Source organism: Acinetobacter sp. neg1 (assembly GCF_000788125.1).
Classification (GTDB): Bacteria; Pseudomonadota; Gammaproteobacteria; order Pseudomonadales; family Moraxellaceae; genus Acinetobacter; species Acinetobacter vivianii.
On the sequence record NZ_JSZD01000004.1, the window covers coordinates 204,859 to 217,542 of the forward strand.

10 protein-coding genes are annotated in these 12,684 nt (G+C 40.9%); 8 read left to right on the forward strand and 2 right to left on the reverse strand.

What is annotated here, in order from left to right; all coding sequences use genetic code 11:
- Positions 1 to 27: 27 nt before the first annotated feature.
- Both PJ15_RS00915 and PJ15_RS00920 read left to right on the forward strand, forming a co-directional pair.
- Positions 28 to 1,410 (forward strand): amino acid permease, encoded by a 1,383-nt coding sequence (locus tag PJ15_RS00915; RefSeq protein WP_047426873.1) that lies wholly within the window; start codon positions 28 to 30, stop codon positions 1,408 to 1,410.
- A 233-nt stretch (positions 1,411 to 1,643) separates the two neighbouring features.
- Positions 1,644 to 2,705, forward strand: a complete 1,062-nt coding sequence (locus tag PJ15_RS00920) for a DUF6670 family protein (RefSeq protein ID WP_227504675.1) — start codon at positions 1,644 to 1,646, stop codon at positions 2,703 to 2,705.
- A gap of 132 nt (positions 2,706 to 2,837) precedes the next feature.
- On the opposite strand, the gene PJ15_RS00925 is transcribed toward PJ15_RS00920, so the two are convergent.
- Positions 2,838 to 3,287 carry an SRPBCC family protein gene (locus PJ15_RS00925; protein WP_047426879.1) on the reverse strand — a complete coding sequence of 150 codons (450 nt, stop codon included), beginning with the start codon at positions 3,285 to 3,287 and terminating at the stop codon, positions 2,838 to 2,840.
- Positions 3,288 to 3,630: 343 nt separating this feature from the next.
- Between PJ15_RS00925 and PJ15_RS00930 the strand changes: the two genes are divergently transcribed.
- From PJ15_RS00930 to blp2, 6 genes are all read left to right on the forward strand, one after another.
- Positions 3,631 to 4,662, forward strand: a complete 1,032-nt coding sequence (locus PJ15_RS00930) for a substrate-binding domain-containing protein (RefSeq protein WP_004770235.1) — start codon at positions 3,631 to 3,633, stop codon at positions 4,660 to 4,662.
- Positions 4,663 to 4,761: 99 nt separating this feature from the next.
- Positions 4,762 to 6,141: a phosphate ABC transporter permease subunit PstC gene (gene pstC, locus PJ15_RS00935; RefSeq protein WP_047426882.1), complete on the forward strand. Its 1,380-nt coding sequence runs from the start codon at positions 4,762 to 4,764 to the stop codon at positions 6,139 to 6,141.
- Positions 6,138 to 7,526, forward strand: a complete 1,389-nt coding sequence (gene pstA, locus PJ15_RS00940) for a phosphate ABC transporter permease PstA (RefSeq protein ID WP_047426885.1) — start codon at positions 6,138 to 6,140, stop codon at positions 7,524 to 7,526. The genes pstC and pstA overlap by 4 nt, the downstream gene beginning before the upstream one ends.
- Positions 7,527 to 7,540: 14 nt before the next feature.
- Positions 7,541 to 8,455: a phosphate ABC transporter ATP-binding protein PstB gene (gene pstB / locus PJ15_RS00945; protein WP_004770231.1), complete on the forward strand. Its 915-nt coding sequence runs from the start codon at positions 7,541 to 7,543 to the stop codon at positions 8,453 to 8,455.
- Positions 8,456 to 8,600: 145 nt separating this feature from the next.
- Positions 8,601 to 9,563, forward strand: coding sequence for a protease SohB (sohB, locus tag PJ15_RS00950; protein ID WP_047426886.1), 963 nt, complete (start codon positions 8,601 to 8,603; stop codon positions 9,561 to 9,563).
- A 239-nt stretch (positions 9,564 to 9,802) separates the two neighbouring features.
- Entirely contained in the window at positions 9,803 to 11,986 is a 2,184-nt protein-coding gene (blp2, locus tag PJ15_RS00955) for an Ig-like repeat protein Blp2 (protein WP_047426889.1), read from the forward strand.
- 25 nt (positions 11,987 to 12,011) lie between these two features.
- On the opposite strand, the gene PJ15_RS00960 is transcribed toward blp2, so the two are convergent.
- Positions 12,012 to 12,650, reverse strand: coding sequence for a DUF2238 domain-containing protein (locus PJ15_RS00960; RefSeq protein ID WP_047426892.1), 639 nt, complete (start codon positions 12,648 to 12,650; stop codon positions 12,012 to 12,014).
- Between the last annotated feature and the right edge of the window lie 34 nt (positions 12,651 to 12,684).

Here is a 12,684-nt window from a genome sequence, read left to right on the forward strand (position 1 = left end):
ATGTGACACACACATTGGAGTTAAGTGATGGATGTAGACAATAAACATGAGTTAAAACAAGGTCTATCCAATCGGCATATTCAGCTGATTGCGCTAGGTGGTGCGGTAGGCACAGGATTATTTTTAGGCATCTCGCAAACCATTAAATTGGCGGGGCCTTCGGTTCTACTGGGATATGCATTGGCAGGTGTCATTGCTTTTTTAATTATGCGCCATTTAGGTGAAATGGTGGTCGAGGAACCCGTGAGCGGTTCCTTTAGTTATTTTGCCAATAAATACTGGGGCCCAATGGCTGGCTTTATGTCTGGCTGGAATTATTGGGTGCTTTATGTGCTGGTCAGTATGGCCGAACTGAGTGCGATTGGTACCTTTGTGCAGTTTTGGTGGCCCGAGCTACCCACATGGATCACGGCTTTATTCTTTTTCCTCCTGATTAACGGGATCAATCTGGTCAATGTCCGCTTCTTTGGAGAATCCGAGTTCTTATTCTCCTGTATCAAGATTTTTGCCATCCTGAGCATGATTGGTTTTGGATTTTATTTATTGATTTCTGGCAGTGCAGGTCCGCAAGCGAGTGTTGCAAACTTATGGCAATTCGGTGGATTTTTTCCAAACGGAATGCATGGTTTCATCATGTCGATGGCAGTGATCATGTTTGCTTTTGGTGGTCTTGAGTTGATTGGTATTACTGCGGCTGAGACCAAAAATCCAGATAAAACCATTCCTAAAGCGGTGAACCAGATTGTTTATCGTATCCTGATTTTCTATATCGGTGCGATTGGCGTATTACTGTGTTTATTTCCGTGGAATCAGTTGGCGGAAGGTGGTAGTCCTTTTGTGCTTATTTTCCAGTCCTTGGATAGCCATGGTGTCGCAAATGTTTTGAACTTTGTGGTGCTGATTGCGGCGATTTCAGTTTATAACAGCTGTATTTATTGTAATAGCCGTATGCTACATGGTCTGGCAATGCAGGGAAATGCACCTAAAATCCTGCAAAAGGTCAATCGTCGTGGGATTCCAATGGCAGCAGCTATTGTTTCTGCTTCCGTGACAGCACTTTGTGTGGTGGTGAATTACTTGATGCCGGGCAAAGCGTTCCAGTTTTTAATGATGCTGGTAGTGGCCGCTTTGGTGGTGAACTGGTTAATGATTTCATGGACGCATCTTAAATTTAGAAAAGCCATGCAACAGCAGCAACATATAACCAAGTTTAAAAGCATTTTTAGTCCTTGGAGTAATTATCTCACCATCGGTTTTATCTTCGGTATTTTACTGATCATGAGCTTAACCCCTGATATGCGACCAGCAGTGGTGCTTGTTCCAATCTGGCTTGCTATTTTGGCGGTGGTGTATGTGTTCAAATATAAGAAAAAAGAAGTGATGTCGACAGAAGCTCAGCCGAATGTTTGAATCTGAACTGGTCTGACAGTTGAAAAAAGGAGTTCAAATTTGAGCTCCTTTTTTTGTTCGTAGTGGAACAGGCTGTGAGAGCGCCATTTAAAAATGTCATGTTTTGTCTAAAAATTAGATTTTTCTCAATAAAAGTTTGCCAACAAATCTAGGTATTTTATAAGCAGGTATAAAAAATGAATAAAGATGATTTCAAGTGTATTGGAAATCACCTTAAAAAAGAGAACAATAAGATGTTTAATCAATGGCCTGCATTAATGAGTTTTATAAAGCCTTTACATAAAGTGCTGGACACACCTGCTATCTCATCTAAACAGTCTTTATTTCAAGAATATGCTTTGGACTCTAAACATCGGGCTCAACAGCGCGGCTGGAGCCGTTACGGAATTATTATTCCGGATTTACCCGCACCGCATCATTTTTTCACTTTTCTTTCGATTATAAGTTCATCGGGGAATGACGCAGTTGAGTCTGATCCATTTTTAAAAACCGATTTGGGTGACAATGCCATGATCGTGGCCGGCACGGCTGCAAAAATGGCCCGACATTTCCAAAGTTATTCGACTCCACAAAATAGTCAGTCTTCTGCCAGTAATCCATTTTTTAAAGTGGGCAAAGACATCACGATAGAAGGAGCGTATCCAGATTATCATGTCGTGGTACGACAGTCTGAGTTTAAGCTTGATATTCGGTTAAAGAATGCAGATCAAGTTTCATGGTTTGTTCAAACGCCCATGTTTGATCATTTTAGTTTATTGTCTCATTATGAAGGCTATTGTCATTATCAGGGTGACATGCAAAAAATTTCAGGCTTATGCGCTTTTGAATATTCCTTTTGTACGGCATTCAATTCCTCCTCTCATCTTTCAAATCAAAAGATTCCACTGGATTTTAGTACCTATCATATTATTTCTTTAGATAAACACACGCAGCTTTTACTCAATGAAACCCATTTTAATGGACAAAAAGTGGTGAATAAGGCTTTTCTCAGAAATCTTGAGAGCGACCATTTAAGACTAACAGCCGAATTTGAAGTATTGAGTTATCAGTCTCGTTTAGCTGTGGCTGAAGATGGACGTATCATCAAATTGCCTTATCAGTTTCAATGGATTGTAAAAAATATGGAAGGGCAGATTGAGATTCGTTTAAAAGGTGAAGTCGATACCCCTATGCTTTATGGGATTGGTGATGGTTATGTGGGTGGATATTTTTATGAAGGCGTCTATAAAAAACGCGTAATTGAAGGGCGTGGCTATATGGAATATGTGGATCGTCGAATCGAAAAGCAGGCCTAATCACTAGTGGATAAAAAGCGAATCGTACCTACACAATCTTTCTTGGTCTGATCAATCAATATGCTTCAGCATTGCATTATGCAAATAGTGCATGCGAATGCATGACCTATTTTCAGCAATAATGAGAGAGCATCAAAAGGGTGGGAACTTATCATGCACAAGGTTAAGTTGAAGATCATGTTCCAGATAAGCTTTTAAACTATCCAATACTGTTGTAAAACCGCCAGTACTATCAATAATAAAAGCAATGAGTTCATCGCCCTGTAAGGCAATATTGTAGTTCTGGATTCTGAGATAGGTTTGCGTTTCATTTATTTTTTCAAATCTAAAGTCCACGTTACTGCTGGGTTCACCCCATTGGATCTGGATCAATTCATTTGCAATTATTTTTGTCACCATGACTTTTGTAGAAACTTGGTACTTCTCCCATGTCCAAGTCACTGTATGACCTTGTTCGAGTTTGCCTGTGGATGAGCTGAACCAGAATTTTGAGGTAATTTCAGGATCAATGAATGCTTCGAATACCTTAGAAACAGGTTTGCGAATCATCATTTGTGTTTCAATTGTGACAGGATTTGGCATTGTATCTGTCCTTTTTTATAGAGAATTGTCATAAAACATATATAAACTAACTTTCTAACCCAAGCTGCTTTTTGTTAATTGAGATTTTTTTATTTTATAAAAATTTAATTAAATTAATGGGTTGTGCTTTTAATTTTCATTATTGATGACAAATGTGAAAGCTGGAATACGATTTTATGACGGATCACATGCTAAAAATAGATGGTGGAAAATGACCATCACAAAAGCGTCATAAAGTTGTCACTTAATTGTCATATTATCTGCTCAAAATGCAGTTAACCAAAGTACAACACTTAACTTGAAAAGAGTTGTAAATCAAATTGCATTAATGAGAGAAAACAGAATGCGCTTAAATCCACGTCACATCGCAATTGCATTAGCTGTATCTGGGGCAACTGTAGCAACGACTGCAAATGCAGCTCGTGATACGATTCAAATTGCTGGTTCATCTACTGTATTACCGTTTGCAAGTATTGTTGCTGAAGAGTTTGGCAACACTTTCCCTCAATTTAAAGCACCAGTTGTCGGTTCAGGCGGTACTGGTGGTGGTTTGAAACAATTCTGTCAAGGTGTTGGCGATAACACGATTGATATCGCAAATGCTTCACGTCAAATTAAAGATTCAGAATTGGATACATGTAAAAAATCTGGCGTAAACCAAGTACAAGAAATCAAAGTGGGTTACGACGGTATTGTATTCGCTTCAAATGTTAAAAAAGCAGCGTATAAATTAAAACCAGTTCATGTCTTCATGGCATTATCTGCACAATTACCTTCAAACGGTAAATTGGTTCCAAACCCGTATACAAACTGGAATCAAATTGATAAATCATTACCAAATGAAGCGATCACTTTAGTGATCCCAGCTTCTAACCACGGTACACGCGAAGTTTTCCAAGAGAAAATGGTTGATGCGGGCTGTGAAGCATTTGATTACTACAAAAACTTAAGTAAAGATGACCAGAAGAAAGCATGTTCAACTTTCCGTAAAGATGGCCGTGTGATCGAAATTGCAGGCGACTATACTGAAACATTGGCTCGCTTGAAAACTTCTCCAAACGCTGTGGGTGTATTTGGTTTAGGTTTCTATGACTCAAACCGCGATAAATTACGCGTAGCAACAGTAAATGGTGTAACACCTTCAGAAAAAACAGTATTGGATGGTAGCTACCTTGTTTCTCGTCCATTATTCTTCTATGTGAAAGGCGAACACTTGAAATCAATCAAAGGCTTGCCACAATTTGCAGAATTCTTCTTGAACAAGAAAATTTCTGGTAAAGGTTCTAAATTAGAAAAAGCTGGTTTGATTCCTTTAAGCGATAAAGAGCGTGCAAAAATCCTAGCTGATTTCAAAGCGGGTAAATCAGTTAAATAATATTGTTAAAAGGGAGGCTGGTGAGACTTAGGTTCATCAGCCTTTTTGTCTAGCTAAGTTTTTTCAAATCATGAAAATTGGGAAAACAGTGGAGATTACATGAATCTGCTACTTATCGGTGTGTTATTAGCCCTTGTGGCAATTGCATATCAAATCGGGCTGAGCAAAAGCCGTAACCTAGCAGGTAAGGGAAATAACTCAGCAGCACTACATTCTCGTCCAGGGTATTATGGGGCATTGGTTGCGCTGTGGTGTGGTGTTCCTGCTTTTTTAATTTTGATTATTTGGAACTTGGTTGAACCAAGTGTTTTACAACATATTATTTTTAATAATATCCCTGCTTCTGTAAGTTCAACCTTAGATGCGGCTGGACGTGATGTATTAACCGGTCGTGTGCAAGCACTCGCATCTGGTTTCGGGGTAACTGATCAGCCAGCAGCTTATGAGTTAGCAGCAGCACAAGAGCTTTCAAAATTCCAGACGATTGGTTCTTTTGCCAAATTGGCCGTTGTGATTAGTGCTGGATTGGCAGGTCTGGTTTGGGCAAAACGTCATGTTAGTCAACAATTCCGCGCACGTAACCAAGTTGAAAAGGCAGTTAATGTCGGTTTGATTTTGTGTTCTGGCGTCGCGATCCTGACCACGATTGGTATCGTGCTGTCTATGCTGAATGAAGCATTGCACTTTTTCCGTTTCGTCAGTCCTTTTGATTTCTTCTTTGGTACCGAATGGAGCCCAGGCTTTAGTACATCTGGTAACGCAGAAGGAAGCTACGGCATTTTGCCCTTAATCTGGGGTACCTTAATGGTGAGTGGTATCGCACTACTTGTTGCTGTACCAGTCGGATTGATGATCGCGATCTATTTAGCAGAGTATGCGTCTCCTAGTTTACGTGCTTGGGCAAAACCAGCGATTGAAGTATTAGCGGGTATTCCAACGATTGTTTACGGTGTATTTGCCTTAATGATCATTGGCCCGTTCTTCAAAATGTTAGGTGAACAAGTCGGCTTACATATCAATGCGACCAGTGCACTGACCGCAGGCTTTGTAATGGGAATCATGATTATCCCATTCGTTTCTTCACTTTCAGATGACATTATTACACAGGTTCCACGTGCATTACGTGATGGTTCTTTGGGCTTAGGGGCAACCAAGTCTGAAACTATTCGCCAAGTGGTTTTACCTGCGGCTTTACCCGGAATTGTTGGGGCATTCCTGTTGGCCGCTTCTCGTGCGATTGGTGAGACTATGATTGTGGTATTAGCAGCAGGGAATAGTCCATTACTGCATGTGAATCCATTAGAAGCCGTTTCGACAGTTACCGTAACGATTGTGAACCAATTAACTGGCGATACTGACTTTGCCAGCCCGCAAGCTCTAGTGGCATTTGCTCTAGGTTTAACGTTGTTTGTCATTACTTTGGGTCTAAACATTATTGCACTGTATATCGTGCGTAAATATCGTGAGCAATACGAATGAGTTCATCAAATACAAGTTCTATGGATGCGTTAGATCCAAAAGTAGCTGCTGAACAACGTGAACAGCGCAAAAGAAAAATCCAGAGCTCTTTGGCTAAGCGTCATCGTCAGGAAAAGGCATTCCGTTTTTCTGGTTTTGCTGCGGTTGTGATTGGTCTTGCTTTTGTCGCTTTACTTTTCGGTAGTATTTTAAGTAAGGGCTTACCAGCATTTTGGCAAAATAGTCTAACTGTACCTGTATATTTCGATCCAGCAATTATCAATGCGGGTGCAAAACCAAAAATAACAGCAGGTGAAACACCCGCGCATTTTGAAGAGCGTATGGTGGCTTGGCAAACAGAGATGGGCATGGTGGATTGGGATGCTCTGATCGTGAATGGCGTTGTTGCTAAAGATAAGGCTTTAGAATCTCAACGTGACGAGTTAAGCAGTTTGTATACCAGCTCTGAAACCTATCGTCTTCGTGATATGGTGCTTAAAGATCCATCTTTAATTGGCACCAAAAAAGAAATTAAATTTTTGGCAGATGCGAATGTTGACGTCTGGTTAGCAGGAAATATTGATCGCTCTTTACCTGATGATCAACAACAGTTAAGCCAAGAGGTTCGTCAGCTGGCAGATAAATTGAAAGCACAAGGCGTTATAACAAATACCTTTAATACCAATTTATTCTTTAGCCCAGACTCTCGTAGTTCTCCTGCAACCAGTGGTTTAGCGGGTGCATTCATGGGCTCACTGTTCATGATGCTGATCGTGATTGTGATCTCTATTCCGATTGGTGTTGCAAGTGCAATCTACCTTGAAGAGTTTGCGCCAAAGAACATGATGACCGATATTATTGAAGTTAACATCAACAACTTGGCTGCTGTTCCTTCAATCGTGTTTGGTTTGTTGGGTGCAGCGATCTTTATTAGCTGGATGCATTTACCATTATCTGCACCGCTAGTGGGTGGTCTGGTACTGAGCTTAATGACTCTGCCAACTGTGATCATTACCACGCGTGCATCGTTAAAAGCAGTACCTCCTTCGATTCGTCAGGCCGCTTTGGGTCTCGGGGCTTCAAAGGTTCAAACTATTTTCCATCATGTTCTGCCTTTAGCTTTACCAGGGATTCTGACTGGTGCAATTATTGGGGTAGCGCAAGCATTGGGTGAAACGGCTCCATTATTATTAATTGGTATGAGTGCCTTTGTTGCAAGTATTCCGACAACGCCATTAGATCAGGCGACTGCATTACCTGTACAAATTTATTTATGGCAAGGTAATGAATTACGTAACTTCTTTGAAGGGCGTACAGCAGCAGCGATTATTGTGTTACTTGCACTCATGATCAGTTTAAATGGCCTTGCTATCTGGCTCCGTAAGAAATTTGAAGTGCGTTGGTAATTGAGGAGAGTACAATGAATACGATTGATATTATGAACGCCGTAGAAAAGGATAAATCAGTGAATCCACAGCAAACAGAATTTACGTCATCTGAAGCGCAAGTTAAGCAATCAAATACTGCATTTGTCTCTCAGTTCGAAACGGCGGCTTCAACTAAGAAACCTCAGACAAGTGAAGTGAAAATCAGTACCAAAGATGTTCATGTGTACTATGGTGAAACTGAGGCAATCAAAGGAATTGACCTAGATGTTTACCAAAATGAAGTAATTGCATTCATTGGGCCATCAGGTTGTGGTAAATCGACTTTCTTACGTACCCTAAACCGTATGAATGACACAATTGATAGCTGTCGTGTAACGGGTAAGGTGACACTCGATAATCAAGATATCTATGATCCAAATCTTGATGTTGTTTTACTTCGTGCACAAGTGGGTATGGTATTCCAGAAGCCAAACCCATTCCCGAAATCTATTTTTGATAATGTTGCATATGGCCCTAAATTACATGGTTTGGCGCGTGACAAATATGATTTGGAAGAAATCGTAGAAAACAGCTTGCGTAAAGCGGGCTTATGGGAAGAAGTCAAAGATCGTTTAAGTCAGCCAGGTACTGGTTTGTCGGGTGGTCAACAGCAACGTTTATGTATTGCACGTACTATTGCAGTAAGTCCAGAAGTGATTTTGATGGATGAACCATGTTCAGCACTTGATCCAATTGCGACAGCAAAGATTGAAGAACTGATCTCAGAACTTTCAGAGCAATATACCATTGCAATCGTGACTCACTCGATGCAACAGGCGGCACGTGTTTCTGACCGTACCGCTTACTTCCATTTGGGTGATTTGATCGAAGTAAACTCGACTGAGAAAGTCTTTACTCAACCTGACCATCAATTGACTGAAGCGTATATTACAGGTCGTTTTGGTTAATAAAACCCAGATCAATCAAAGAGCCTACGGGCTCTTTTTTTATTATATAAATGAAAATAAATCTATTTTTCAAATTCACTATTGAATTTTTATTCAGCAGGCCACATCTTAGATGGATAAAGCCGAATTTATAGAGCATTACTGTATGTTATTCCATTTACCTAAATTTCCCGCTGAAATTCGTATTAGTCATTTAAATGCTCGTGTGAATGAACAAAGAAAAAAAATTGCGCAAACAACAGCTTCTCGTTTGGAATTACTGCAACTGGTGCAACAACTTGCCAAAGAAGCAAAAGTTCGTCGTAAGAATGATCAAAAAATTTACGTACTCGATTTTAAAGGAGACGTACAAGCCTCTGCCGTTGATACGATTCGTGAAGAAATCACCTTGATCTTGGCAACTGCAAAAGCTGGACATGACCGCGTTGTTGTTCGTCTGGAAAGTCCAGGCGGTATGGTACATGGGTATGGTCTGGCAGCAGCCCAACTGGTGCGTTTACGTGATGCGGGTTTTCATGTCACGATCTGCGTAGATAAAGTTGCAGCGAGTGGCGGCTATATGATGGCGTGTATTGCTAATGAAATCATCTCGGCACCATTCGCTGTGGTAGGTTCAATCGGCGTGGTTGCCCAAGTTCCTAACTTTAATCGTTTGTTAAAACAACACAATGTTGATTTTGAACTGTACACCGCAGGCGAATACAAACGTACTGTTACCATGTTTGGTGAAAACACGCCAGAAGGTAAGGCGAAGTTCGAAGAAGAGTTACAGCAAACGCATGCTTTATTTAAGCACTTTGTAGAGAAATATCGTCCACAACTGGATGTTGCAAAAGTCGCAACAGGTGAGCACTGGTATGGCGAGGATGCGCGCGAGTTGAATCTGGTTGATACCTTACAGACTTCAGACGAATACTTGCTGAGCCTACTGCCAAAACATGATATCTATGTAATTAACACGCGTAAACGCCCAACCTTTGGCGAAAAGCTCGGTTTACAAGCTGCGCAAATGGCTGAGAGTTTGGTTCCAGCTGTAATGAATAAAATTACAGATAGTCTTGCGAAAGCAAACAGCACGCTTGTCCAAATGCGTGATCCAAAATTCTAATTGAAGCGTTTTAAAGAAAACCAGTCTGGTGAGGCTGGTTTTTTTATATGAATTAAAAATATAGGTTATTTTTTATAGTCTGTTTTTTGAACGCATGGTCAATTTAAATTAAACAGAACAAAAGCGATTGAATAGATTGTTGTTCAGAGAATGTTTTGATATTTTAAATGCAGATGAATTACTTAACTATTCATTAATCGACAAATAGATAAAAATATAATTGATAAGTGAGCATAAAAATGACAAGAGTTGTCGTTTCTTCGAAGAAAAATTCGAATATTTTACAAGATGGACAAATAAAAGCGATCATTCTAGATCAGCCTTCGATTGTCCAGATTAGTGTAAATCAGGACGATATCAAATCTATTATGAAACAAGGTAATGATCTTGTCATTACACTAAAAAACGGTGAAAAAATCATTATTAGTGATTTTTATACTGATGCAAATGTCACTGAACATACTTTGGCTTTTCCTGAAGAAGACGGAAGCTATAGCATTGCTCAATTTGATGATTCGGGCCAGTTTGTCCGTTATGTGCCGACAACACAACTGACTCAATTTGCTTATACACAGCCACCTTCACAGACGATCGCAACGTCAGATGGTGCAGAAGACTTAGGCATTACCAAATCGCAATTGCTCAAAGCAGGATTGGTCGCTTTAGCAGCAGAAGGGTTATATTTACTGGCTGTCAAAGATGATGATGACGATAAAAAAGACAGTAACAACAATAACAAACCGATTGATTTAACACCGCCAGACACACCTACGGCAACTTTAGGCGCTGATACACAGACCATCACAGGAAAAGCTGAAGCAAATGCCAGAATTGAAGTTAAAGATGTTACAGGTAAGGTGATTGCAACTGGACAAGCTGATGCAGAAGGCAATTATTCGATCAAGCTGGATCAGCCTTTAGTTAATGGCGGCAGGGTTGGAGTAACCGCGATTGATAGCGCTGGAAATGCTTCAAAGATGGCTGTAGTAACGGGAAATAAGGATACCATTGCACCAGATGCACCTACCGCCCAGCTCAATGCGGATGGAACTATCGTAACGGGTAAGACTGAGGCCAATGCCAAAGTCTCTATTTATGATGCAGATGGCAAGTTGCTTGGTACCGTCACCGCAAATAAACAGGGTTTATATTCGATTAAAGTTTCACCTCCATTGACCAGCGAGAAGGGCGGAACTGTTGTTGCAGAAGATGCGGCAGGAAATAAATCGACACCTTCAAAAGTTTTTGCTGGCAAGGATACTGTTGCACCTGATCAACCGACAGTTGAAGTGAATAAAGAAGGGACTTCAATTGTAGGTCGGGCGGAAGCCAATAGCAAAGTTGTGATTAAAGATGCTGATGGTAAGGTGATTGGGAGTGGTACTACAGATGCACAAGGCAAGTTTGAGATTAGCCTGTCACCTGCTTTAGCTGCCGATAAAAAGGGTTCTGTCGTACTGGAAGATGCAGCTGGCAACGTCTCAAAACCCCTTGAAATTACCGCAGGTAAAGACACCATAGCGCCAGATAAAGCTGCAGCCCAGATTAACGCAGCGGGTGACACCGTTACAGGTATCGCTGAAGCAAATAGTAAAGTTGAAATCAAGGGCCCAGATGGTAAAACGATTGGGACAGGTACGGTTGGAGCCGATGGGAAATTTACCATCACCATATCTCCAGCTTTAACTGATAAAAATATAGGTAAAGTTTACATCATTGATGCGGCTGGCAATCGTTCAGATGCCACCGATGTGCTGGGAGCCAAAGATACCATTGCACCCAATAAGCCTGTCTTGCAAACCGTCACTGATGATGTGGGGCCTGTAAAAGGCGCAGTTGCTGCGGGTGCAAATACCGATGATACCAAGCCGACACTATCGGGCATTGGTGAAGCAAAAGCGGTGCTGACGATTTACGATAATGGTCAACCCGTGGGTACCGTAACAGTCGGGGACAATGGGAAATGGAGTTTTAACTTTACCCAAGAGCTGGGATTAGGTACACATAAGATCACATTAACCCAGACTGATGCTGCGGGTAATATCAGTGAAATGAGTGATGGATTCAGCTTTAATGTTGTTGCACCAACCACGACAGCATCACTACAAAGCGAAGCTCCAGAATCTGCTGTGGCACAAGCTTCATTGGTTGACTCCATCAATCTGGATGCTTTTCAAGCCAAACAGGTGGCTGCATCTCCTTCATCTTCAGCAGAAAAGTTAAACCTAAATGAATTGTTATCTGTTCCTGAGCAATCAAGCAGTCAGGTGGATGATGTCTTAAATCAAATTATTTCAACTCAAACACCATCGACCACTGCAACAGGCTCAAGCAGTCATAATGTCGAAAGTTTTGATTTTGCCCAAACCGTCAGGACAGATCCTTTAGACCAGTTGGATGTATTACAGCATTCAATTATCTAATCAATGTACAGATGAAATAAGACGCTTATTTTTCAATAAGCGTCTTTTGTTTTACAAGCTGAATAATTCCCGTCAGGATCGCGCCAATTGTTGCTAGAAACATATCTTTATGCGCATCCCACATATCACCTTGCTGACCATTGTAGTTTTCTGCATCTTCAGGCGATAAACCGATAGAAAGACCCCATTCAAGTAGCTCATAAAATACGCTGGACGCCATGACAAACTGGATCACAAGCAGGAAGAGGGAGAAAGGTTTAGTTTTGGGTAGCCAGACTTGAAAGCAACGATAGATAAAAGGATAGAGCAGCAGTCCATAAGCAAAATGAACCAGCCGATCATACATATTCCGTGACCAGCCCATGCTTTGATTTAAGTCAAAGTTGAAAAAATAGAGGATCCATTGATTATAGGGTACATAGGAATAGAGGTAGTGAGCGCCAATAATATGGATAAACAGAAACGCTAAATATAAGCAGAAACTCAAATAATTCAGGCCGATTTTCTTGAATGCAATCAGCAGGGCAATCAACATAAAAAGCGTACCTGCCTGATGTAACAGGTACGACTCAAACTCAAGTGGATGAATACTTGCAATAGCAACCACAAGTACGATGAGCGCAAGCGCAAGATAATGTTTTAATGTCAGTTGTTTTTCTATCATGTCACGTCCTAAACGCGATCAGGCAAAGCGTATT

Coding starts and splice junctions, on each gene's coding strand:
- PJ15_RS00915 (WP_047426873.1), top strand. CDS start 28: ATGGATGTAGACAATAAACATGAGTTAAAACAAGGTCTATCCAATCGG.
- PJ15_RS00920 (WP_227504675.1), top strand. CDS start 1,644: ATGTTTAATCAATGGCCTGCATTAATGAGTTTTATAAAGCCTTTACAT.
- PJ15_RS00925 (WP_047426879.1), bottom strand. CDS start 3,287: ATGCCAAATCCTGTCACAATTGAAACACAAATGATGATTCGCAAACCT.
- PJ15_RS00930 (WP_004770235.1), top strand. CDS start 3,631: ATGCGCTTAAATCCACGTCACATCGCAATTGCATTAGCTGTATCTGGG.
- pstC (WP_047426882.1), top strand. CDS start 4,762: ATGAATCTGCTACTTATCGGTGTGTTATTAGCCCTTGTGGCAATTGCA.
- pstA (WP_047426885.1), top strand. CDS start 6,138: ATGAGTTCATCAAATACAAGTTCTATGGATGCGTTAGATCCAAAAGTA.
- pstB (WP_004770231.1), top strand. CDS start 7,541: ATGAATACGATTGATATTATGAACGCCGTAGAAAAGGATAAATCAGTG.
- sohB (WP_047426886.1), top strand. CDS start 8,601: ATGTTATTCCATTTACCTAAATTTCCCGCTGAAATTCGTATTAGTCAT.
- blp2 (WP_047426889.1), top strand. CDS start 9,803: ATGACAAGAGTTGTCGTTTCTTCGAAGAAAAATTCGAATATTTTACAA.
- PJ15_RS00960 (WP_047426892.1), bottom strand. CDS start 12,650: ATGATAGAAAAACAACTGACATTAAAACATTATCTTGCGCTTGCGCTC.